Annotated in this window: 20 protein-coding genes; 12 read left to right on the top strand and 8 right to left on the bottom strand. The window is 43.8% G+C overall.

Annotation, left to right across the window (positions count from 1 at the left end):
• Positions 1 to 111: 111 nt before the first annotated feature.
• From AAGA18_14195 to AAGA18_14185, 3 genes are all read right to left on the bottom strand, one after another.
• Complete coding sequence (locus AAGA18_14195; protein MEM9446492.1) at positions 112 to 1,596, bottom strand: hypothetical protein; 1,485 nt, start codon at positions 1,594 to 1,596, stop codon at positions 112 to 114.
• A gap of 628 nt (positions 1,597 to 2,224) precedes the next feature.
• Positions 2,225 to 3,088 carry a DNRLRE domain-containing protein gene (locus AAGA18_14190; GenBank protein MEM9446491.1) on the bottom strand — a complete coding sequence of 288 codons (864 nt, stop codon included), beginning with the start codon at positions 3,086 to 3,088 and terminating at the stop codon, positions 2,225 to 2,227.
• 45 nt (positions 3,089 to 3,133) lie between these two features.
• Positions 3,134 to 5,536: a TonB-dependent hemoglobin/transferrin/lactoferrin family receptor gene (locus AAGA18_14185; GenBank protein MEM9446490.1), complete on the bottom strand. Its 2,403-nt coding sequence runs from the start codon at positions 5,534 to 5,536 to the stop codon at positions 3,134 to 3,136.
• A gap of 215 nt (positions 5,537 to 5,751) precedes the next feature.
• Here AAGA18_14185 and AAGA18_14180 point away from each other — a divergent pair, with 215 nt between their 5' ends.
• Genes AAGA18_14180 through AAGA18_14170 form a run of 3 tightly spaced genes read left to right on the top strand, consistent with a single transcriptional unit; the run spans position 5,752 to position 7,657 of the window.
• Positions 5,752 to 6,390, top strand: a complete 639-nt coding sequence (locus tag AAGA18_14180; GenBank protein ID MEM9446489.1) for a MotA/TolQ/ExbB proton channel family protein — start codon at positions 5,752 to 5,754, stop codon at positions 6,388 to 6,390.
• Complete coding sequence (locus AAGA18_14175; protein ID MEM9446488.1) at positions 6,387 to 6,794, top strand: biopolymer transporter ExbD; 408 nt, start codon at positions 6,387 to 6,389, stop codon at positions 6,792 to 6,794. Before AAGA18_14180 ends, AAGA18_14175 begins: the two co-directional genes overlap by 4 nt.
• Positions 6,791 to 7,657 (top strand): energy transducer TonB, encoded by an 867-nt coding sequence (locus AAGA18_14170; protein MEM9446487.1) that lies wholly within the window; start codon positions 6,791 to 6,793, stop codon positions 7,655 to 7,657. The genes AAGA18_14175 and AAGA18_14170 overlap by 4 nt, the downstream gene beginning before the upstream one ends.
• 267 nt (positions 7,658 to 7,924) lie before the next feature.
• Here AAGA18_14170 and AAGA18_14165 read toward each other — a convergent pair whose 3' ends face one another.
• Positions 7,925 to 8,611, bottom strand: coding sequence for a PEP-CTERM sorting domain-containing protein (locus AAGA18_14165; protein MEM9446486.1), 687 nt, complete (start codon positions 8,609 to 8,611; stop codon positions 7,925 to 7,927).
• Between the two features lie 243 nt (positions 8,612 to 8,854).
• Between AAGA18_14165 and AAGA18_14160 the strand changes: the two genes are divergently transcribed.
• Genes AAGA18_14160 through AAGA18_14145 form a run of 4 tightly spaced genes read left to right on the top strand, consistent with a single transcriptional unit; the run spans position 8,855 to position 12,676 of the window.
• Complete coding sequence (locus AAGA18_14160; protein MEM9446485.1) at positions 8,855 to 9,916, top strand: ChuX/HutX family heme-like substrate-binding protein; 1,062 nt, start codon at positions 8,855 to 8,857, stop codon at positions 9,914 to 9,916.
• 17 nt (positions 9,917 to 9,933) lie between these two features.
• Entirely contained in the window at positions 9,934 to 10,812 is an 879-nt protein-coding gene (locus AAGA18_14155; GenBank protein MEM9446484.1) for an ABC transporter substrate-binding protein, read from the top strand.
• A 17-nt stretch (positions 10,813 to 10,829) separates the two neighbouring features.
• On the top strand, positions 10,830 to 11,897 hold the full coding sequence (locus AAGA18_14150; protein MEM9446483.1) for an iron chelate uptake ABC transporter family permease subunit: 1,068 nt from the start codon (positions 10,830 to 10,832) through the stop codon (positions 11,895 to 11,897).
• Between the two features lie 2 nt (positions 11,898 to 11,899).
• A complete protein-coding gene (locus tag AAGA18_14145; GenBank protein MEM9446482.1) occupies positions 11,900 to 12,676 on the top strand; it encodes a heme ABC transporter ATP-binding protein in 777 nt (258 codons plus the stop codon).
• A gap of 302 nt (positions 12,677 to 12,978) precedes the next feature.
• Here AAGA18_14145 and AAGA18_14140 read toward each other — a convergent pair whose 3' ends face one another.
• The gene (locus tag AAGA18_14140) at positions 12,979 to 14,418 is read right to left on the bottom strand and encodes a hypothetical protein (protein ID MEM9446481.1); all 1,440 of its coding nucleotides are present in this window, start codon (positions 14,416 to 14,418) and stop codon (positions 12,979 to 12,981) included.
• Positions 14,419 to 14,834: 416 nt separating this feature from the next.
• Between AAGA18_14140 and AAGA18_14135 the strand changes: the two genes are divergently transcribed.
• The 3 genes from AAGA18_14135 (at position 14,835) to AAGA18_14125 (ending at position 16,997) form a co-directional block, all read left to right on the top strand.
• A complete protein-coding gene (locus tag AAGA18_14135; GenBank protein MEM9446480.1) occupies positions 14,835 to 15,143 on the top strand; it encodes a hypothetical protein in 309 nt (102 codons plus the stop codon).
• A 158-nt stretch (positions 15,144 to 15,301) separates the two neighbouring features.
• On the top strand, positions 15,302 to 16,447 hold the full coding sequence (locus tag AAGA18_14130; GenBank protein MEM9446479.1) for a lactonase family protein: 1,146 nt from the start codon (positions 15,302 to 15,304) through the stop codon (positions 16,445 to 16,447).
• Positions 16,448 to 16,577: 130 nt separating this feature from the next.
• On the top strand, positions 16,578 to 16,997 hold the full coding sequence (locus AAGA18_14125; protein ID MEM9446478.1) for a secondary thiamine-phosphate synthase enzyme YjbQ: 420 nt from the start codon (positions 16,578 to 16,580) through the stop codon (positions 16,995 to 16,997).
• A 1-nt stretch (position 16,998) separates the two neighbouring features.
• Here AAGA18_14125 and AAGA18_14120 read toward each other — a convergent pair whose 3' ends face one another.
• A complete protein-coding gene (locus AAGA18_14120) occupies positions 16,999 to 17,676 on the bottom strand; it encodes a thioredoxin-like domain-containing protein (protein ID MEM9446477.1) in 678 nt (225 codons plus the stop codon).
• A gap of 68 nt (positions 17,677 to 17,744) precedes the next feature.
• Between AAGA18_14120 and AAGA18_14115 the strand changes: the two genes are divergently transcribed.
• Entirely contained in the window at positions 17,745 to 18,338 is a 594-nt protein-coding gene (locus AAGA18_14115) for a BsuPI-related putative proteinase inhibitor (protein MEM9446476.1), read from the top strand.
• Here AAGA18_14115 and AAGA18_14110 read toward each other — a convergent pair.
• On the bottom strand, positions 18,328 to 19,065 hold the full coding sequence (locus tag AAGA18_14110) for a polysaccharide deacetylase family protein (protein MEM9446475.1): 738 nt from the start codon (positions 19,063 to 19,065) through the stop codon (positions 18,328 to 18,330). The genes AAGA18_14115 and AAGA18_14110 overlap by 11 nt on opposite strands.
• Positions 19,066 to 19,216: 151 nt before the next feature.
• A complete protein-coding gene (locus tag AAGA18_14105; GenBank protein ID MEM9446474.1) occupies positions 19,217 to 19,795 on the bottom strand; it encodes a hypothetical protein in 579 nt (192 codons plus the stop codon).
• Between the two features lie 106 nt (positions 19,796 to 19,901).
• Between AAGA18_14105 and mpl the strand changes: the two genes are divergently transcribed.
• On the top strand, positions 19,902 to 21,311 hold the full coding sequence (mpl, locus tag AAGA18_14100) for a UDP-N-acetylmuramate:L-alanyl-gamma-D-glutamyl-meso-diaminopimelate ligase (protein MEM9446473.1): 1,410 nt from the start codon (positions 19,902 to 19,904) through the stop codon (positions 21,309 to 21,311).
• Positions 21,312 to 21,743: the final 432 nt, after the last annotated feature.

Below are 21,743 nucleotides of genomic sequence, written 5' to 3'. Positions count from 1 at the left end.
TTTATAGCAATCAGCACTTGCTATAAATTTGTTATTTATGATATTTAGGAATATAATTTGAGGAATCAGGACGATTCAGAAGGCATAATTATTCGTTTTGAATAAGCTTGGCTAATTTTGAGGCAATTCTGACCATGAAGGAAGTTCTCTAGAAGCATGGTATTCCTGCCAACTTCTCAGAGCTAAATCTTTTAAGTTAGATTCCATCGTCGCCAGCTTGGGCTCACGATCTGTAATGTCATCAATCCAACGCATTAAGTCCTCCCCTTTGTCATGAACGGCCCATGAACCCACAATGAAGTGCAAGGTATTTTCCACTGCATGGGCATCAACCGCATTGAGGTCTATCTTACGAAATGACTGAGCCGCTTGCCGGGCATTGCCTTGGCGCGCGCCATAGGAAACGACTTGTAGCCATTTTTCATTTTTATCCTCCCCCAGATAGTTCTGATCGTAAAAGCGATAGGCTGTATCGGCATCAGCCGACTCTATTAAGCCTTCGCTCCACCCCCAAACAGCTTGATCTTTTATTTCCGGGTCTGATAGATCATTTACCCAATCCTCCAATGACTCCTCATTTTGACCAATCCAATGGCGGGCGACTTGTTTGACCAGTTCAGCATCCATCGGCAATTCTCCCGAGCTGATGGCGGTAGCTGCAACTTCGGGACTCTGCTGAGCGAGCTGTTGGCCAACAGTTAATACCATGTTGGAGGTGCGTTGCTCTGGAGGAAGATTTTGAACCCACTCATAAGCTTCCTTAGGATCTTTTTTTGCCCATTGGTTCAGAATAGAGTTAGTAAGGTTTTGTCTATTTTTGAGGCCGCGTGTCTCGGGTATTTTTTCAAGGGCCAAGGTTGGATTTTCTAAGGCATAGGTCTTGAGAAAAGCAGACATGATTTCAGTGCGTCTTTTACCTCGCATACTATTGACCAGTGCATAAGCGTCACTGAACCCTTGCTCTGGGAGACCCGATACAAAGGCGGGCATGAGTTGATAGTATTGCTTCAGTCCATCGGTCCCCTCTTCTGCTGAAGCTAAGAGATATTGAGAAACTGCCTCTGGATCGCTTTGACTCCATGCCCTCACCAGTTGTTTTTGTTGAGCATAGGAACGACCTGGTAAATTTTTTAATACGGACAGGGCATCAGCCAAGGAGATCTCTTGATTTTGCATGGCAGTGAATATCGCATCTAAAGCTTCCTCGGCAGCTAAGTCCTGAAGGTGCAAATCCAGAATGTTCAAAGCCATCTGCAATTTTTCATCGTCTAGATGCTGCTGGATCCAGGCTTTCGTCGCCTCAAAATCTACTTGGGCGGACCTGAGGATAATATCTTGAATGAGAAAGCGATCTCTAAAAAAGTGGAGTTCTAAAAGCTGGCCAAGGCGACCTAATGGGTTCTTCAAGGAAGTCGCTCTATGGGAAGCGTGAGAAGCACGCTTTGATGATGGGTCTTTTAAAGTGGAAGCTTGGTCAGGATTTTTAGCAGTCTCCCCAACACCGCCTAACTTATAGATCAAGACAACCGCACCTAGGACGAGCATCAAGCTGAGAAGAAGTCTTCGCATCAGGAATTGTCGATTCATGTTCGTCATCCGTTCTCTACCTTCTTTTAGCTATTATGTTTGTTATCGATTTCCATCCAAGGAAAGCCTTTTCATATGACGGATTGATCTTCTTTTTCACTATATCATCTTTCACTTAAGACATTTCTGGATCCTCCGGTCAAGCCGGAGGATGACGATAAGAGGAGCCGGGGGATGACAATAAGGGGAGCCGGGTAGACGATAAAAAGAAACGGAGAGAACGGTAGAAGGGGCTGGCAGAGACGGTAAGGTGGGCCAGAGATTGCCAGTAAGAGCTGCCGGAGGATGGCAGAGGGGTTGGGCGCTGCCGTCAACTTTAACATGATCTTATCCATTCTTAACTTTCTTTACGTTATTACAGGATCAAAGCTTAGGTGCTCCGCGCTGAGCTTTCTGGATTGATCTTCTTTTTCACTTATCACCTTTCACTTAAGCCATTTCTGGATCCTCCGGTCAAGCCGGAGGATGACGATAAGAGGGGCCGGTGCATGATAATAAAAGAAGCCGAGGCATAACAATAAGCGGAGCCGGGTATGATAATAAAAGTCTCCTGAGGATGACCGAAGAAGAGAGTCAAAGCATAACCGGGGATTGGGAAACCTAGATTGGCTCTAGCACGTAAGCTCTACGAGAAAAATTAATCATAACGAATGGTATAAAAGCGTTTGTCTAACGTGAGGGACATGGGGTCAACTATGGAGAAAGGGCTTGTGGTAATAGTCAGAGGTGACATGTCAGTAAAGGTTCCGTCTTCTGGAGTATCCGAAGTGCTGACAATCACTTGATTACCAATTACGGCATCGAATTCCAAACCAAAGCCTGCGACGGGATCAAACACCGTAGGAGCAGGAACAGGAATTTTTGTGACTACGAGTTTAGGCTTGAGACTCTCGACTTCTTCCATGGAAGCAAAAGCACATGTCTGTGTTGAAAATTCGTCAGCAGTTTGAATCTCAAAACCAAAGTTGGATGCACCATCTAACCAGTCCTTCACCGCTTGGGTCACATCAATTTCATACCAAGCCTCAATGGCACTGACATTGATGCTTCCAATAAACTGATCCGCATCATGCGCATTCCACTTTGGGTTAGCATTATCAACAAACCAACTTGAACCTTGTGTATAAACTTCAACCGTCCCAGGATCAAATCCGATAGTTCCAAAATCGGGAATAGTAATGGTATTATCTAGCGCCCAAAGACGCAAAACAGCACTATCTACCTCACTGGAAGCGAAAGGAATGCTACTGGTATTGAACTGTATAAGTGTCTTCTGCGAGTGACCACAACTTGCTGTGCAACTTGAGCTCACTCCAAGGGTGAGAATACTCTGCCCTGTAGTGGGGGCGTTGATAAACTGATAGCTATCAGAGTCCTGGGTTGGAGTCAGGGTGACTTGTTCTTGGGCGTAGGTATTCTGAACAGCTACTAGAGTAATGCCTAGTAAAAGCCCTACTCTTAAGTAAGACTTGTTGAGTTTGTGGTGTTTCTTTTGTTTCATAGTTTTTGATCTATTTGTTTTGATGATTTCCTTAAGTAACATACCTCAAAATTCTAATTTTGCGGAGATGTAAAAATTTCTTCCCGGTTGGGTGACTCTGGTTGCGGCAACACCTCCCCCCTGGTGGCCTCCGCCGCGGCGAATCACACTCCAGAGATAATATTCGCGATCCAGAAGATTATTGACACCGGCAGAAAGCGTAAAGTATTCCCAAGGGGTGACGAAAGCTGACCAATCGAGGACAAAAAAGTCTCCCGGTTGAAAAAAAGAGCCCTGACTGGTCGTTTCGTCAATCTTGGTTTTCTTTTCCACGAAGGTGGTGGTAAGGCGAGTTCCAAATCTCTCTTGATCCGGTTCCACGAATTCCGCATACCAGACCACTTTAAAAGGATCAATGGTGTTGAGCCACTGATCTTCACTCTTATTTCTTCCCTCAGCCCAACCTGTAGCCACTCCTAGTTCCACCCCTTTTAGAGCTTCAAGATCTTCGGATATCTCACCTGGTCGCAACTGGGCATTTACCTCAAAGCCATAGATATCCACCTCTCCAATATTGACTGTTTGTAAAATATTTCTGCCATCGTCAGTGTCTAATCCGGTGTCTTCTTGATTTGCTAAAAAATTATCATAGATATTGTAGAACGCAGCTAATTCAAAGCTCAACGGGTCGTAGTCACCCTTCAACCCGATTTCAAAACTATCACTTTTTTCTTCTTCCAACTCCGTATTGGGTATGACCAAGTTACCGGCGGGAGCACCCCCGGCAGGCGGGTGGTCGAATATATAGGTAAGCTCTTCAGCCGTGGGATTGCGAATCCCTCTGGCGTAAGCAGCATAAACATTAAGTGACTCATTAAGGTGTCTTAACACGGTGAACTTCGGAGCGAAGCTCAAGTCGTCATAGCCTTCGAATTGAGCAATCTCTGTAAAATTCAAGTTGGATAATCGCTCCTCATAAGATCCATCCGTAAATGACTTCACTTCATAGTAGTCTAAGCGGAATGCCGGGGTCAGAACCCACTCACGTTCTTCTCCCAGACTAAACTCATGCTGTATAAAGGCTCCTAGGCGATAGGTATCCGAAGGTGCGAAACTGATGCGATTGCCGGCTACGGAAACGCTGGTATCTTCTCGGAAGAAACGATTTTCCTGATTGCTGATTGAAAATTGTGTTCCATAGATTAGATAATGATCGAGAACATTGCCTAGTATTTGTTTATCAAATTGTAAATCCGCTCCGTAGATCTCTGTGTCGTATTCTATTTCTTGATCTCTAACTCTTCCAGGAGCTACAAAGATACCTCCCGAGTTAAAGACATCAGGGCCTCTTGACTCATTGATGGCTTGGTTGAAGGAAAACTGATAGTAGGGGGTGAGTTTGAATTCATCGAAGACAGGAAAGTCTATCAGCGACAATTCATAGTCCAGACTTAAGCGGTATCTTTCCTTGTAGTCCGTATTGAAAACATCCTCCCACAGTATCAAGCCCCCACCTTCAGCGCTATCCACTTCAATATCGTTTTGTTTTTCATAATATTCCGCCGTTAGCTGCAGAAAGTTGGATTCGTTGATTTGATAATCAATTTTGCTCAAGAAGCTGTGACTGTAGAATTCCGCAGGGTTGGGGGGCAAATCCCCATTGTTTTCCGTCTCCCCACCGAAACGTCCTGCATAACCAAAAAGAAAGGCGACAGGCCCTTGTTCGACGGCAGCTAAGGTCAGGTTCGCTTTGCTCTCGTTGGCCTCGAAATATTGCACGCGTTGGAGTACTGCAAAAGGATTGTCGGTAGTGCTCAATAAGTCCTGAGGATCTGGGGTGCGAAAAGCGACGACACCACCCAGAGCATCGCTCCCATAAAGGCTACTGGCCGGCCCTTTAATGATTTCCACCGCTTCAAACATAGCGGGGTCAAAGAAATCACGCCCTGATCCACCAGGGGCTTCAGCCGTTTGGTCGAAAGAATTAGAAAGGTAAGAAGGCGCCTGACGTATTCCGTCGACGGTCAGCAAGACACGGTTACCCTCAATCCCTCGTATGTTATAGCTGCTGAAGCCGCTTTGGGAGTAGGCAAAAGCGCTATCCGACGTAGCAAAGTCGAAGGGAGCGGATACCAGCGGCTCGTATTTTACCACATCACCAAAGTTCTGTACGCCGTTTCTTTCCATGTCTTTTCTTGTCATGACGGTCACCATAACAGGGACATCATGGGTTTTCTTTTTGCGCCTTTGGGAAACCACTGTGACTTCTGCATCTACTTCGTGCTCTTCTGCTGAGCCGCTATCTTTTTGAATAGTCTGAATTAATTGGTATTCTTTGTTTTCAATTTCTGAGGAATCCATGTCATCTTTCAACCCTGCATCCATTGCCCGAGATGTTGCTATGCTGAGCTTTCCAATGACTATAAATACGAAAGCTGGATAAAAACACTTAATGATACCAGATCTCATTTTTAACGTTAGAACGCTAAACGAGTACGAAAGTGTGTCAAGTTTATTGCTAACGGGTCTCATTCTTGACATTTGCACCGATTTAAATTATGAAAAACCTCTGTTAAATCAAGCTCATGGGACAAAAGAAAGATTAAACGTAAAACCTTGCTAGTCATCGACGACTCCTATTAGAAATGGAACACATTTATTCATGGATAGCAAAAGGCGGGCTGATGATGTGGCCGCTGTTGCTCTGCTCTCTGGTTGCTTTGACTTTTATTCTGGAGAGAGCCTGGGCTTATTGGCGTGCTGGCTCTTTCCATAAAGAGGATTTGGCCACTCGAGCTTGGGAATGCCTTGCCTCGCTGGATAAAGATGGGTGGAATCAATGGACGGAGAGCAAATGCCCCATTCTGCGGCTCTATGCCTTTTACGCGAGCTACGCTTCTCACGAGTTATCGATTCGAGAAGAAGCAATCAAACGAAAGGGCGACTCCCTTCTTGCAGAGTTGCGTAAAAACTTGCGCATCATAGCTACGATTAGTCAAGTAGCTCCGATGCTGGGACTCTTGGGAACCGTCACTGGTCTTGTGGCAACCTTCCACAAAATGCAAGAGTTGGGCACCAAGGTGCAGCCCTCTGACTTGGCAGGAGGGATCTGGGAAGCTCTGCTCACCACCATCGTTGGCATGGTGATCGGAATCCTCTGCATCATCGCCTACCAAATTTTCCAATCCAGGGTTGATCTTCTGGCCCGCACGATGAAGACATCCATTAGTTTTTTGGAAGAGCAAAGACATTTTATTTACGAGCAGGCCGAAAGCTCATCTGAATTAGCTAGCAACTCTCTCTCAAAGAAGGAGCCCGCATGAATATTGAATTTGAAGACAGTTCCTCGAGCACACCTACTATTGAACTGACCCCGCTTATTGATGTGATCTTTCAAATTCTCGTCTTTATTATGATTTCTTCAACCTTCGCTGAACCAATGATGGATATTATTCTACCTCAAGCCGAGACTGAAGAAACTCAGGTCGACCACTCCGTGTTAAGTGTGCAAATGGATCGAGACGGGAATAGCTATATTAAATCGGAGCGCATACCGCAAGATCAGCTTTTGAGCCACTTGCGAAAATGGCAGACAGAGCTTGATACGGAAGCGGTTTACTTTAAGGGGGATCAAGAAGTTCCCTATAAACATATTCTTGAAGCGATGAATTTAGCCCGGCAAGCAGGACTTACTCAATTTAATTTTGTCTATGAGGAAAGCGAATGAATGCCCTTCCCTACCGGCGTTATTCTCTCATTCTCTGGTCACTTTGTGCCTTCCTCTTACACTTAGTCCTTTTCTTACTCCTTACAGCTTTCATCAAACCTGGCAGAACCATGCCTATCTTAAACGAACCCAGCCCCGCTTCCTTACAAGCTCATTTCATTCCATTAGCCAAGTCTCCCACACCTCTTGTCATTGAAGAGCCTATTCCGCAAGAAAAAATCCTAGTGGCTGAAGGACCGACTGAGGCTGAGGCAGTTGTCATACCCGAGGTTGTAGAAAAGACGATACCAACAGAAACTCCCTTGGAAAAACTTGAAGAACCGATTGTTGAGCAAGAGCTTCCAGACATCCCTGAGACCGAAAAAATTGAAATAGTCGAACAGCCGCCCCAAGAAATTTTACAGATAGAAAAGCTTCAAGAGGTTTCGACCCCTACGCAACAACCACTCGAGAACCAACCTCAAAAAGTAGCAAAAGCTACACCCATGACTTCAACCTCAATCAGCACCAAAAATAACAGTGCTAATAAAACAGTTTCAACCTCATCTAGCCGCTATAGATCCAATCATTCGAATCAAGGCTTATCCAATATGCCTGCGCGGATTCTGCGTAAGCCTATGCCTCAATATCCTCGCATTGCTGAACGCAAAGGATGGGATGGCAATGTGATTCTTGAAATCTTTATCGATGAGTTTGGGACCCCCCAAGAGGTGCAAGTACTTAAGTCGACAGGTTATAACCTCCTCGATAGCAGTGCTCTCAAATGGGTCAAAAGCCGCTGGAAATTTGCTCCCGCTAAACTCGGAGACCAAAGCATTGCCAGTTCGCTAAAAGTGAGGGTCATTTTTAACAAGGGCCATTAGCTTGCGAAATAACTCATGATGCAAAAATCCTTGCTTCAAAAGCTCATTCAAACCGGTGTCCAGAGCAACTCTATGAATGCGGGATTGATTCTCTGACATCAGCTCCAAAAGCCTAGGTGCTCCGCACAACTTTTTTAGCGTTCCTGGTCAAGCCGAAGAATGACAGTAAAAGAAGCAGGAGAGTGGTGGAGAGCTTGGCAAGAAACGCAAAACGGCTGCCACGGAAAACCGTTGCAGCCGTTTTAAGAAACCGAATTACTAAAAAACTTAGCTTTTTCTTCTTCTTCGAAGTAAGGCTAAAGCGCCTGCCCCTAGAGCAAGAAGTGCATAAGTGGATGGTTCAGGAACTGCTTCCACCTGAACTTTGTCTACTCTGAATGTAAAGTCTTGGTCAACGCCGGCCAATGGATCTCCACTCACTCCAATCTGAATGTTGCCGACGCTATTGAAAACAGCATCGAAATTTGTGCCTTCAAAACTAACAAACTCAGGGTTAAATGGACTGATATCAAAGGTCACAGTCGTCCAAGTGTTAGGTAAGACCGGCGTAAAATCAACAGCGATAGCACCAGGGAAATTAAAGGAGCTCGCGAAACGTGCAAAGACATTGATTGGATCCGGAGCATTGTGCTGGAAGTCAAAGGAAAAGCTAATAATTTCTTCTGCTATCCAATTCCCTACAAACGCATCCCCACTTGCGTCATTGAAATCATTCGCTCTAAACAGAACAGGACTTTGCGAACCGGCGACAAAGTCGACATAGTTAAAATCCACCGAAACATGAGCCCCTCCATCGGGACCTCCGGTTGCATTATAGTCAACAGGACCTTCGGAAACATCTATCCAGTTAGCTGTGTCTGAGTCAAAATCCTCAACGTAGTTGATATCCACTACTGCCTGTCCTAAGCTTGTCAAAGCACCCGCTAAAACCGTTGTTGCTAGTATTTTTTTCATTCTAATTTTCTCCGTTATATTAGTTATTTTCTGTAGAGTGGTCGCCAATTCAGTGGTTATAACCATCCTACTCTCTCGAATAAATTCGTATTCCTTTAACCTTTTTTTGAGGTTTAGTCTCAATATCATTTAATGTCAACCCTTATTCAGTGAGAAATTTATTCACTATTGACTTATGAAAATTGTCATCAAGTATAAGCTTGCATATTAAATATTTTTCAAAGCCAAACAAAGGGGCAACAAATGAGCGATACTGGAATCATTTCAAATAGTTCCGACTTGAAGGAAAGTTGGGACAAACTTCTCCAAGAAAAACCTAAATTACGAATTCGCGATGCTGCGAAGGAGCTAGGCGTAAGCGAAGCAGAGCTGCTGGCAACAAAATGCGGGGAATCCGTTACTCGACTAACCGGAGATTGGAAGGATCTTATTAAGTCCTTTGTTGAGCTAGGTAATGTCATGGCACTCACTCGCAACGACCATGCTGTTCACGAGAAGATTGGTAAATTTGAGCATATCGAATTTTTCGGCCCTCATATGGGGCAGGTTGTGGGTAAACAGATTGACCTGAGGCTTTTCATGAGTCACTGGCATATGAGCTTTGCCGTAGAGGAGGAAGTGAGAGGTGAAACCAAGCAAAGTTTTCAATTTTTTAATCAAGATGGCAGCGCTATTTTTAAAGTCTATTTGCATGAAGGGGGCAATTGGGCTGGATTTGAGACGCTGAAAGAGAGGTTCAAGAGCGATGACCAATCCGCTGAACAAGACACGACTCCCCTACCTGAAGAAAAAGAGGAACTCCCCGACTCCCAGATAGACCTTGAAGGGTTTCACAAAGGATGGGAAGGTTTACAAGATACTCACGGTTTCTATGGACTCCTGCAAAAGTATCGAGTGAGCAGAACCCAAGCATTACGACTAGCACCTAGTCAATACGTCACCCGCGTTGGCAATGATAGCGCTAGAAAGGTCTTAGATGCAGCAGGTGCAACGGAAACGCCCATTATGGTGTTTGTAGGAAATCCTGGGAATATCCAAATTCATACAGGTCCAGTCAAAAAACTGATGCCCTACGAAGATTGGTATAATGTGATGGACCCAGACTTCAATCTGCATCTGCGTGAGAGCGGCATTGACCAAAGTTACATTGTCAAAAAACCAACCAAAGATGGATTGGTGACGGCACTGGAGCTTTATGACAAGGAGAATGATAACATCGCCCTGTTTTTTGGTGAACGTAAACCGGGAATTCCCGAATTAGAAGCGTGGCGTGATATTATTGGAAACATTGAGCAAAGCAAATAGTCTATACCCTACATTTGATGAGATTGTTTGCTTTCCTTAAAGTCGCCCTCCTCTTTTTCCTCGTTACCGGAGTCTCGCACGCAGAGGAGAAATCTGAACGCGTGGTATCCCTAGGAATTTCTGCAACGGAGATTGTGTTTGCTTTAGGCTCTGGAGACAAGGTAGTTGCCGTCGACCAGTCTTCTCTGTTTTTACCTATTGTGAAAAAGCCTTATGGGGAAGATAAAATCACCGCGTTAAATTACTACCGCACCCTTTCTGCAGAGGGTGTTCTTTCGTGCAATCCGACGCTCATCATTGGTTCCGATGGGATAGGACCTCCCGCGGCTGTTGACCAGCTCAAACAGTCTGGTGTAGAAATGGTACTGCTTCCCAAAATTAAGTCTCTAGAGGAAATAACCGGCAAAATCAGTCAGTTAGCCGAAACACTTGATCAGCAAGAAAGCGGTAAACAACTGATCGAGCAGATCGATGTCCACTTGAAAGAGACACAAAAAATTGTCAGCCAGGCGCAAGCAGATAAAAAGTCCCCTCCCCGCGTGATCTTCCTGATGAATCATGGCACAGGAGCATTTCGGGCAGGTGGAACAGGAACCGCGGCAGATACGATTATCAAAGCTGCTGGCGGCGTCAATGTGGTGGAAAGCTTTCAGGGTTACAAGGAATTGAGCGCAGAATCAGCCTTGCAAGCAAATCCGGATATTCTTCTTGTTCCCGATAGAGGTCTTCAGCAGTTAGGTGGTTTGGAGGCTTTCAAAAATTTACCTGGTTTATCCGCTTCGGCCGCAGTTCAAAATGACCGTGTCAAAGTCATTGATATGGCCAAAACCCTAACCCTTGGTTTAAATACTCCAGAAGCTGTTAAAGAGCTAGCCCTTTACTTCTATCAAGAATAGACGCCTGTCATTTCTAAATGGTTATCTCTTGGTCTAGCATTCCTTCTCAGCAAAAAAGGAAGCTCACTTTAATTGCTCTTTTGTTGGTCATGCTGATTGTCATGGCCCTTGTTGCTTTATCAAATGGACCGGTTAAGGTCCCAATAAAGGACTTGTTGGAGATTTTGCTGTCTCGGCTCGGCCTTGCGGAAGCAGAGAACATCTCTCAACAACACATTGCCGCCATAGAAATCATTCGACTACCTCGAATTTTATGCGCCATCTTAATCGGCGGGGCTTTAGCGGCATGCGGCGGTGCTATGCAGGGACTCTTTCGAAATCCTCTAGCAGACCCGGGCCTAATCGGCATCTCTGCCGGTGCTGGATTGGGGGCAGTTATTAGCATCAGTAGTTTCTCAAGCTGGTTTCCAGAATGGAGCAAAACACTGGGTACTTTCACCACACCCCTACTGGCTTTCTTTTTTGCATTCATGACTACCTTTCTTATTTATCATTTAGCAACCAGACATGGTCGAACGGATGTCCCGACCATGCTTCTTGCCGGTATTGCCATCAATGCCTTTGCGGGAGCGATTACCAGTTACTTTGTCTTTCTATCCGATGATGACCAAATACGCTCGATTACTTTCTGGATGATGGGAAGCCTAGGGCATGCTACTTGGAAAGAATTATCTCTGGCAGCCCCACTTATGCTTATAAGCATTCTCTCCCTACCCTTTCTATCCAAAGCACTAAATGCTTTTGCGCTTGGTGAAGCAGAAGCTAAATACCTGGGCATAGACAGAGAGCGCGCCAAAGTTCTTATTATTTGCTTAACGGCAGCTGGTGTGGGTTCAGGTGTTGCCATCAGTGGGATGATTGCCTTCGTGGGTTTGGTGGTTCCTCACCTCGTTCGGCTTTGCATTGGCCCGGATAATCGTTTTTTAATGCTTGGATCCATCTTTCTTGGAGGACTTCTGTTATTATTGTCCGATTTGTTGGCAAGAAATTTATTGGCTCCTGTTGAGCTGCCAATTGGGATTATTACAGCTTTCATAGGGGCACCATTCTTTCTGTGGTTGCTTCTAAAAATGAAACGAATCTAGCTATGCTGAGCGCAAAAAATATTAGTGTAAGTAAAGGTCAAACAGAAATTTTGCATGAGATCAACCTTTCTGTGAAGCCAGGTGCACTTACTGCGGTGTTGGGGCCCAATGGAGCGGGAAAGTCCACTTTGTTAGAGGCCCTGACAGGTGAATGCGAGCCAACGAAAGGCGAGATCCATTTAGCAGGTAAACCACTTGAGGATTGGAACCCTCTATCTCTTAGTAAAATGAGGGCTGTTCTCACTCAGAGCCCAGATATTAATTTTCCCTTCACCGTTTTAGAAGTCGTTCTCATGGGCCGGTCTCCTCACTACACCTGGATAGAAAATGAGCAAGACTTCCAAATCGCTCAGGAAGCATTAAAAAGTGTGGATATGGCAAGTTTTGCTGAGCGCAGTTTTCCAACATTATCTGGTGGAGAAAAACAGCGCGTTCAACTAGCTCGAGTTCTCGCACAAATCTGGGATGCATCTGAAAATGGATGTCGCTATCTGCTTTTAGATGAACCAACCTCTAGCTTAGACATCGCACACCAACATCTTGTTCTAAAACTGGCCAAACAGTATGCCAAGGATCAAGTCGCCGTGTTCGCCATTCTTCATGATATCAACCAGGCGACACAATATGCAGACCATCTCCTTTTTTTAAAAAATGGAGAACAGGTAGCGGTGGGACCTCCAGAAGACATTATCTCCAAGGAGGTAATCGAGCATGTCTACGGCATTAAAATAGAATTTGTTAAGCACCCTTCTTCAGGCAGACAGGTCATTGTTATCTAGTATCAGCAACCCCGATTCCAAACCCGAAAGAAGCAGTCATAATGTTAAACCCAGATGATGTAATAGAAATGGAACAAGATGCCTAAAAGCTTCAGCGACAAGGAAAAGAGAGTCGAGAAAGATGTATCAATCACATCGTCTGAGCGTGGTTCTACAAGCAAGCGAAGGTGAAGTTATCAAGCGCACGGAGCACCAATCCAGATAGAGTAGGGTCATGGGTCTCAAAAGGTGATACCTCTAGGAGACTCTATGTTTCTTGGAGCCAAAATCTTTGAACCTCTATGGCAATATCCGGGTTAAAGCTATTCTGACCATGAGGGAGGATCCTTAGCGTCATGATAGTCTTGCCACGTTCTTGAAGCAAAATTTTTCAGGTTAGAGTTCATGGAAGTGAGGTTGGGCTCATGATTTGTAACCTCATCAATCCAAGCCATTAAGTCCTCGCCTTTGCCATATACAGCCCAAGAGGCTACGATATAGCGTAGTGTGCTTTTAACTCTGTTTGGATTCACTTGCCCCAAGTCTGCTTTTTGGAAGGACTCAGCGGCTTTGCTTATCTTTCCCTGACGTGCTCCGTAAGATACGACGAGAAGCCACTTCTCATTTTTATCCTCTCCTTCATAGTATTGATCATAAAAATCGAATATGGTGTCAGGATCATAGGACTCCATCAAATTCTCACTCCATCCTAAAACCGCTTGGTTCCTCATCTCATAATCGACCAAAGTATTTACCCAATCCTCTAAAGACTGGTCATCCTCGGTTGCCCAATGATGCGCTACTTTTCTAATCAATGCAGGATCCGTAGGTAACTCCCCGGCAGTAATGGCAGCCGCCGCCACATCAGGACTTTCTTGAGCAAGTAGCTTTCCGACGGTGATCAGTGTACTGGGAGCGCGTTGCTCTTGAGGAAGATTTTGGGCCCAATCATAAGCCGCTTGTAGATCCTTTTTCGCCCATTCTTTTAAGATAGAATCCGCAAAGCCCTGTCTGTCTTCAAAGTCAGGTGCTTCCAATATTGTGTCAAGGGCCAAGGTTGGATTTTGCAAAGCATAAAGCGCAAGAAAGGTTGAGATGATTTCTGAGCGGCTTTCACCCTCCACGGTATTGATCAACGCGTAGGTATCGGCAAACTCTTGCTCCCCTAGGCCTGGTACTAAAGAAGGCATGAGCAGGTCGTATTGCGTGAGCCCGTCCGTATCATCTTCCGCAAGAGTTAGAAGAGATTGAGCGACAGCTTGGGGATCAACCTGGCCCCATCGGGCAACGAGTTCCTTTTGCTGGGAATGAGATAGGCCTGGGGAATTTTTTAATTGTGATAACGCTTCAGAGAAAGACATCTCGTTATCTTGCATGGATTTGATCACTTCCTCTAAGGTCCTATCTGCCGCAAACTCGTAAAGGATGTTTAAGGCCAACTGGAGTTTTGCACTTTCTAAATGCTCCTCGATCCATGCTTTGGTTGCCTCATAGTCTTCTCTAGCAGCGCTCAGAATGATTTCTTCTATACGAGAGCGATTTAATAATTGAACATCCAAAAGACGACTTAGTTGCTTCTGCAAAGCAGAGCTTTCATCTAGAGAATGTGGAGGATTATGAGACTCCTTGTCCTTTAAATTTGAGGCGAATGGGGGGCTTTCAAGATTGTTATAGTCCTCTTTCAATTGATAGACAACGATCGCTGCTCCAATGACAGCAGTCGCGCCTAAAAGAATAAGCCAAATGTGTGTGTGTTCTCTCATAGCTGTTGTTTATTTAACCTGAAAACCTTGCTCTTTAAAGCGATTCTCTATCCCGACTTAAATCACTCATATGTAGATTTACCAATGAGAGCCTTTTCGAATAAACGATAACTCTGATGGATCCTTTGTCATCCTCGGACTTGATCCGAAGAACCAACATTCGCAACCTACTGTCCACCCTGAGGCTCCGCTTACAAGGGAGTAGGACGAAAAGGAGTGTTTGAATCTATTTAGGAAATGCCCTTATCTCAATAGTAATAGACTGTATAAGAGCATCTCTTCGTTGTCAATGCTTGAGTCCACATAAACGGTGTTGATTGGAAAGACATTTTTTTAGTTTTAGAAAAAACCCTAAAGAGGAAAGGAGCAGATAATAATATTTGAAGAGCTTGCCGCAGGTAAATATCTTACAAGTTATGATAACAGGTCAGAAGGTTGTTTGTGTGGATGGAAAATTTCCATTAGGAATTGAAAAGTTTTATGATGCACTCCCTAAAGAAGGGGTAACCTACACCGTCCGAGACGTTTCCTTAGGGGTCAATTTAAAAGGTCAAGAAGGCGAGGTAGCGATTACTTTAGTTGAGCTGATTAACCCTTGCTCGGATACACCACCCTACCCTGAGCGTGGTTTCAAAGCCGAGCGTTTTAGGCCGCTAGAGGAGGATGAAATGACTCATACCGAGGAAGCAGAAAAAGAAGAAGAACTCGTCACAATCGGTTTTTAAACTCCTATGATGCATGCAGTGAAGTGGAACCAAGCGCATAAAACTTGAGCCACTAGGCTTAATTTTTTCCAAAGCTTAGAATGCTTATTTTAGTGCTTAGGATTACATCGTCCGGGTTAAAGCATGACTTATCTGTTGTGCTCTGCTAGGAAAAACATATGAAATCAAGACAGTTGAAGTCCTGCATTGCGCTATTCATCGTATTTTCTACACCACTATCACTACAAGCCTCTGAAAAAGCAGTTGTTTGGATAGGCACGGATACGAAGAGTGAAAGTAAAGGTATTTACCGAGCTGAGTTAGACTTAGCCTCTGGAAAGCTGACTCAACCAGAGCTCGCCACTGAATTGATAGCACCAGGCTTTATTGCATTAGCAGAAAAAAGCAATAAATCGCTTCTTTACACCATTCACCATGTAGCTGACTCCAGAGCTGGACATATTGCTGCTTATGAAATTCTTGATCAGGGAAAAACTCTAAAATTAATCAACTCCATTCCTATTGGTGATGGCAGAGGTGTCCACCTAACGCTTGATCAAACTGCTAAATATCTCTTTACTGCGCAATATGGAGCCAGCTCGGTCGCGGTTTTCCCACTGGCTAAAGATGGAAGTATTCAGCCTAGATCAGACCTCAAGAAGCATTCAGGATCAGGTCCCAATAAAGCTCGCCAAAAAAGAGCTCACCCTCACTCAGTCTATGTCAGCCCTGATAACCAGTATCTCATGGTCCCTGACTTAGGAATCGACAAAGTCATGATTTATAAAATTAATCACAGCGAAGGAACTTTGATGGAAAATGGATTCGCTGCCTGTCCTCCAGGAAGCGGGCCACGCCATATGAAGTTTCATCCCAATGGGATATTTGCCTATGTCCTCAATGAGTTGCTGATGACTATTTCTGTGTTTCGCTATGATTCCAATCAAGGTGTAATGAACGAACTGCAGGTGATTCCCACGCTTCCTCAAGATCTTTGGGAAGTTCCTAACAAAGCCTCCGAAATACGTATGGACTCTAAAGGAAAATTCCTCTACGCAGCAAATCGTGGGCATGATACCATTGCTGCTTTCTCAGTTGACTCCAATACTGGCAAGTTGACTTTTATCGAGCGTGAGCCGGTGCGGGGCGCTTATCCTAGAAACTTTCATCTAGACCCTACCGATACATGGTTACTTGCCGCCGCTAGAGACTCTAATACCCTATCTGTTTTCAAAATCGATCAGGAAAATGGCAACTTAATCTATCATAATCAAATAGTAAATTGCCCAGCCCCCATTTGTATTGAATTTCAAAAACTTCAATAATCACATAAATTGCGAAATAGAGTAGAGAGGCGGGAAAGCTTTGCCATTCATTTTTCTCATTGATCCTTTAGAGATTGCTTTCCCGTTGAAGTGATCTACCAAGTGGTATGGGTATTAGATGATAAATGAAATGAAATCAGTGACCGAAACGATACAGGTAAAAACTACAGGAAAAGGAACCATCGAAATAACAGATCGAGTGAGAGATATTGCTTCTAGCTCGGATATCCAGAACGGTGTGGCAACCGTTTTTGTCGCACATACAAGTGCATCACTTGTTATTTATGAAAATGCCGATCCTTCAGCACGAACCGATTTACATGCTTTCTTCGAAAAGTTAGTGCCGGAGGATACTCCTTACTTTGTTCATACTCATGAGGGCCCTGACGATATGCCGTCTCATATCAGAATGGTCCTCACTCGCACCTCTGAAGTCATCCCCATTAAAAAATGGCATTTATGTTTGGGAACGTGGCAAGGAATATTCATCTTTGAGCATAGAGCTCATCCTCATACCCGAACGGTGCATGTGAATGTCATGGGACTTTGACTCACTTAAAAATAGCCACAGAGCCATTAGGGTTTTGATCTATCAACCCTCTTCCATTGCGAGTGATAACCTCCCCCTTAGGGGAGAGAATAACCAATGAAGGGATCCCCCTTACCTCGAAGCGTGAATTTAGATCTTTAGCCTCTTTTGAACCTCGCTTCATAGCGAGCCACTGCATCTCGGAATCTTTCATATAATTCTTCATCGCCGCGTCACTATTGTCGCTACTTACAAAAACAACCTCAAAGTTATTCTGGTTACGATCCCTGAATTCCACTAATTTGGGAGTAAAGACTCGACAAGGACCACACCATTTTGCAGAAAAATAGATACCTACGTGCTTTCCACTGAGGGAGGAAGTGGGAATCTCTTTGCCATTGGCATCCTGCAATTTATCGGGAAAGTATTCTTTCAAGGGGTTCGCTAGCCGAATCTTTGCGGTCTCTGCTCGAGTAGTCCTTAGGTAGTCTTGGTCTTTTTGTGATAGTTTAAAAAGAGGAATACTAATCTGCCTGAAATCTGAAAATTTTTGGATGACCACATAATCACCCTCCTTTCTGACAAACGATCCCTCTATGCTAGAGCCATTCTGGTATGTCCAGGTTCTTGACTCCACGGAACTTGTAAAGAGCGCTAAGTATAGAAACGCGCAAGATAACCAGTTAGATGCTTTAGTCATGGATACTATTACTCGGCTTCATTGTAATGTTGTTGAATTGTATCCGGTCTGTTATAGTCTGATAATCAATGAGTATCAAACATTTAAGTTCTTGGCTACCTGTGTGTTTCCTTGCTTTTGTAATCTTTTACGACTCTCTCTGGGCTGTCGATATCCGACCAGCCCGTCAAACAGTTCCCGACCGCTTCATCAATCCTCCGGGCAAGCGCTTTAGCTTGTTCAAGGGAGACCCTGCTCGCGTGCAAAAGGCAAATGAAGTGAATACCGACGATTTCTCCGCTCAGTTAAAAATTAAGGAAGGTGTCTCTATCAGTGAACTCGAACAAGGCATCGATGAAGATGTTCAACTCGAATTACAGTTCATTATTCAAAATGAGAGCGAGCGCCAGTACACTTTATCCTTTCCAGATGCTCAACGCTATGACATAGCCATTACCGAGGAAGGAACAAATAATGCTATTTTTGTTTGGTCTGATGATAAAGCATTCATGCAAGTCGTGGGATCTGTTTTTGTAAATCCTAAGGAAAAGTTTGCCTACACTATTAATGTACCCGTCCGTAAATTGGCTGGCAACTTGCAAACAGGAAACTATACGATCACTGCGATTTTAAGTAATTATCCCGAGATCAAAGCGACTACCTCTTTTTCAACTAATCGCTAGTTAATCTAGTTTCTTGGTGGTTTTGTTTTTGAGATGAAGCTAATAGCTTCGAGATGGTCACAAATTCATATTTTTTTGACTTCAGTTTTTCAATAATATCAGGCATCGCCTGAATCGTGGTGTTGTGTGTGTCGTGAAATAAAACAATAGCTCCCGGATGAATGCCAGAAACAATACGACGGCTCACTTCACCTATGCCAGGTCTTGTCCAGTCTTTAGGATCTATTGACCAATAAACTATGGGCCATTGGTATTTTTCATGAATCCAGGTCTTTTGAGCAGGTCTTAGAGCCCCATAGGGCGGACGAAAAGTAGCAGGCTTTACTCCAGAATGTTTCTCTAGCAAAGCATTGGTCTTATCAATTTCTTTAGCAATTTCTTGATAAGAAAGATCGGTGAAGTTGTCATGAGACCAAGAGTGGTTTCCGATTTCATGGCCCTCATCGATGATCCGTTTGGTAATGTCTGGATAGGCAGCTGCAGTCTGGCCCACTAAATAAAATGTCGCTTTAATTTTTTCTTCCTTAAGTAAATCCAATAACAAGGGAGTGTTGATAGGATGTGGCCCATCATCAAAGGTCAGTGCTACTTGTAAGTCATATGTTTTAACAAAGCGCACAACGGGTTCGCCCTCCCAGGGGGTGCTTACCGAAGCTTTATCTTGAGTTGTCGTTGAACAGCCAACTACAAACAATAGGACTGGTAGCGTAGTGGTAAAGAATCGCATTTATTTATACTGAAGAGTAAGGATTCTCTGTAAAGGGATATTATGGGGAAAGTTGAATCTCCTAGTAGCCTCAGTGATATTCTTTAAGCTTACTTCGCTTCAGGCAGCTTGCTTTAGGCTGATTAATGAGACATTGAAAATAGTGCCTAGCCTATTTATTGGTATTGAGAATTTCTTTTATTTCTTGGATGGAAAGTTGGTTCTCGCCATTTTCTGTAACATCTTTTAAGGCCTCATTAATTAAAGCAATTTCTCTATTCATTTCTTTGAGTTCAAGACCTTTATATTTTTTCTTGCCATCATACCAACTCTTATTGACATCATCTAGTAGATAGACTTTTCCATCCTCTTTCGCTTTACCCGAGAATGAAGTATCACGCTTAGGGTCTGCCCATTTTTTTTGAGCACCTTGCCATTTTTGATTATCAAAAGACGAGGTTTTATCTTCCTTGATTAAGTCGGTGGTGGAAAACTGCTTTGATGGCTTCCCTCCGGTCCATTGCTTTGTGGGGAACAAACCTTTTCCAACTGTGTACTCATTAGTCGAAAACTTTTTGTCGACTTGATACTTCTTGCCGAAAAACTTATTGGTCTTGAATATCTTATTTGATAGCCTGCTTGTCTTGCTTCTTAGCTCTTCCTCAGACATGTTTAATTGATCCGTCAAGGAATCAGCGAAAGCAAATGAATGTGCCAAGATGTAGACTAAAACGAATTGCCTGAATTTCACTCTTATAAAGTATACAAAGGTTTCACTAAAATCCAGCATAAACCTCACCATATGGTTCGTTTTTCTATGGAAGGGATTGCCTACTTGGCTATGGTAGAAATCATCTATGCCTAAAAATGTACTCTCCGAAATAAAGACCATTCACCTGATTGGCATTTGCGGAACCGCTATGGGCTCAGTTGCCGTCATGTTGCAAGAGCAAGGCTACAAAATTACGGGATCAGACGCCAATATCTACCCTCCAATGTCAACGTTCTTAGAATCCAATAAGGTGCAGCTGATGGAGGGCTATCGCGAAGAAAACCTCTCACATCGCCCAGATTTAGTCATCGTTGGCAACGCCATATCAAGGGGGAATCCAGAACTAGAAGCAGTGCTTAACCAGCATTTATTCTATTTGTCATTACCTGAAACATTACGACTCTTCTTACTAAGCAAAACGAAAAACCTCGTTGTGACAGGCACACATGGGAAAACCACGACGACTAGCCTTCTCGCCTGGATCTTCGAACACTGCGGGAAAAATCCAAGCTATCTGATTGGTGGTGTGCCCAAGAACTTACCTCAAGGCTGCAAAAACCAAAATGGCCCGTTTTGGATTTTGGAAGGCGACGAATACGATACTTGTTTCTTCGATAAGAGAAGCAAATTTCTCCACTATCTTCCCGAGCTTGTCATCCTCAATAATCTAGAGTTTGATCATGCGGATATCTTTAATTCTTTGGAAGACATTAAGGCTACCTTCAGTCGCTTGATCCATATTGTTCCGCAGAATGGGATAGTCGTCGCCAACGCTGATGATAAAAATGTGAAGGATGTCCTCCGAAATGCGAAAAGTGAAGTTATTTCGGTAGGCTTTTCCTCTGAGTCAAATCATCAAATTACAGGTAGCCAGGTAACTTCCAATGGAACCATTTTTCAATTCATGGGTGAATCTTTTTTCCTGCCAATGTACGGTTCGCACAATGTCCACAATGCTTGCATGGCCATTACCGCAGCAAATGTTTATGACATAAAGCTCACCATGATTGCTCAAGCTCTTACTCAATTTAAAGGTATTAAAAGGCGAATGGAAGTGCGCGGTGAAGCGAGAGATATAATTATTATTGATGACTTTGCTCACCACCCAACGGCTATCCAGGAAACGCTAAGCGCACTCAAGGCCAAATATCCGAATAGGCGCTTGTGTGCCCTATTCGAACCTCGTTCAAATACGACACGTCGCGCCAATTTTCAAGATCAGCTACCAGAGGCTTTAGCTTTAGCAGATTATATAGGTATAGGTGAGGTAAGCCGTTTAGACCAGTTGCCTCGTGAGAATCGTTTAGATCCTAAAAAAGTTGTTTCGGATTTATTAGAAGCAGGCAAAACATCTTACTATGAACCCGATGTCTCGATCATGATAGATCGACTTACGCGAGAACTCCGAGCAGCAGATGTGCTTGTGGTACTCAGTAATGGCAGTTTTGGCGGACTCATACAAACTCTTCTAAATAGACTAGAAGCAGGTCCATAGAGGTTAAAGCAAAGGTGTTTTGTTAACCTTGAGAGTAATTTATGGAGTGCTATAAATCTATAGAGTTTTAACTTTAATTCGAAAGATGGCATACAAACGTGAAGATCTGTGCAAGATCTTAGCCCAAAAAGTCCATTCTCCTCAAGATATCACTTGAGGAATACATCTTTGTTAACTTTTTCTTCGTTATCGCCTCGAGGCTTTATGCATGATCTATTTGTTTTAGCTTTAACAAAAATAACAAAGGATCGAAGTTTAAAAGTTTGACAAAAGATTTTTTTGCGCCTAAATCGAAATTATGAGAACTACAATAAAAATTCTAATTTTAGTAATTACATCCTTAATCCCTGGAGTATTTGACACGTATGCACAGAATAATGAGCCGCCGGTTATAAATTTAATTGGCCTCACTGACGGTCAGAAGATTGCCAC

The organism is Verrucomicrobiota bacterium (genome assembly GCA_039192515.1).
In the GTDB taxonomy this organism is placed as follows: Bacteria; Verrucomicrobiota; Verrucomicrobiia; order Methylacidiphilales; family JBCCWR01; genus JBCCWR01.
This window is presented reverse-complemented; position numbering and strand designations above follow the sequence as displayed.

Excerpts from the sequence above, each read along its gene's own strand:
- AAGA18_14195 (MEM9446492.1), bottom strand. The coding sequence starts at position 1,596 with ATGACGAACATGAATCGACAATTCCTGATGCGAAGACTTCTTCTCAGC.
- AAGA18_14190 (MEM9446491.1), bottom strand. The coding sequence starts at position 3,088 with ATGAAACAAAAGAAACACCACAAACTCAACAAGTCTTACTTAAGAGTA.
- AAGA18_14185 (MEM9446490.1), bottom strand. The coding sequence starts at position 5,536 with ATGAGATCTGGTATCATTAAGTGTTTTTATCCAGCTTTCGTATTTATA.
- AAGA18_14180 (MEM9446489.1), top strand. The coding sequence starts at position 5,752 with ATGATGTGGCCGCTGTTGCTCTGCTCTCTGGTTGCTTTGACTTTTATT.
- AAGA18_14175 (MEM9446488.1), top strand. The coding sequence starts at position 6,387 with ATGAATATTGAATTTGAAGACAGTTCCTCGAGCACACCTACTATTGAA.
- AAGA18_14170 (MEM9446487.1), top strand. The coding sequence starts at position 6,791 with ATGAATGCCCTTCCCTACCGGCGTTATTCTCTCATTCTCTGGTCACTT.
- AAGA18_14165 (MEM9446486.1), bottom strand. The coding sequence starts at position 8,611 with ATGAAAAAAATACTAGCAACAACGGTTTTAGCGGGTGCTTTGACAAGC.
- AAGA18_14160 (MEM9446485.1), top strand. The coding sequence starts at position 8,855 with ATGAGCGATACTGGAATCATTTCAAATAGTTCCGACTTGAAGGAAAGT.
- AAGA18_14155 (MEM9446484.1), top strand. The coding sequence starts at position 9,934 with ATGAGATTGTTTGCTTTCCTTAAAGTCGCCCTCCTCTTTTTCCTCGTT.
- AAGA18_14150 (MEM9446483.1), top strand. The coding sequence starts at position 10,830 with ATGGTTATCTCTTGGTCTAGCATTCCTTCTCAGCAAAAAAGGAAGCTC.
- AAGA18_14145 (MEM9446482.1), top strand. The coding sequence starts at position 11,900 with ATGCTGAGCGCAAAAAATATTAGTGTAAGTAAAGGTCAAACAGAAATT.
- AAGA18_14140 (MEM9446481.1), bottom strand. The coding sequence starts at position 14,418 with ATGAGAGAACACACACACATTTGGCTTATTCTTTTAGGCGCGACTGCT.
- AAGA18_14135 (MEM9446480.1), top strand. The coding sequence starts at position 14,835 with ATGATAACAGGTCAGAAGGTTGTTTGTGTGGATGGAAAATTTCCATTA.
- AAGA18_14130 (MEM9446479.1), top strand. The coding sequence starts at position 15,302 with ATGAAATCAAGACAGTTGAAGTCCTGCATTGCGCTATTCATCGTATTT.
- AAGA18_14125 (MEM9446478.1), top strand. The coding sequence starts at position 16,578 with ATGAAATCAGTGACCGAAACGATACAGGTAAAAACTACAGGAAAAGGA.
- AAGA18_14120 (MEM9446477.1), bottom strand. The coding sequence starts at position 17,676 with ATGACTAAAGCATCTAACTGGTTATCTTGCGCGTTTCTATACTTAGCG.
- AAGA18_14115 (MEM9446476.1), top strand. The coding sequence starts at position 17,745 with ATGAGTATCAAACATTTAAGTTCTTGGCTACCTGTGTGTTTCCTTGCT.
- AAGA18_14110 (MEM9446475.1), bottom strand. The coding sequence starts at position 19,065 with ATGCGATTCTTTACCACTACGCTACCAGTCCTATTGTTTGTAGTTGGC.
- mpl (MEM9446473.1), top strand. The coding sequence starts at position 19,902 with ATGCCTAAAAATGTACTCTCCGAAATAAAGACCATTCACCTGATTGGC.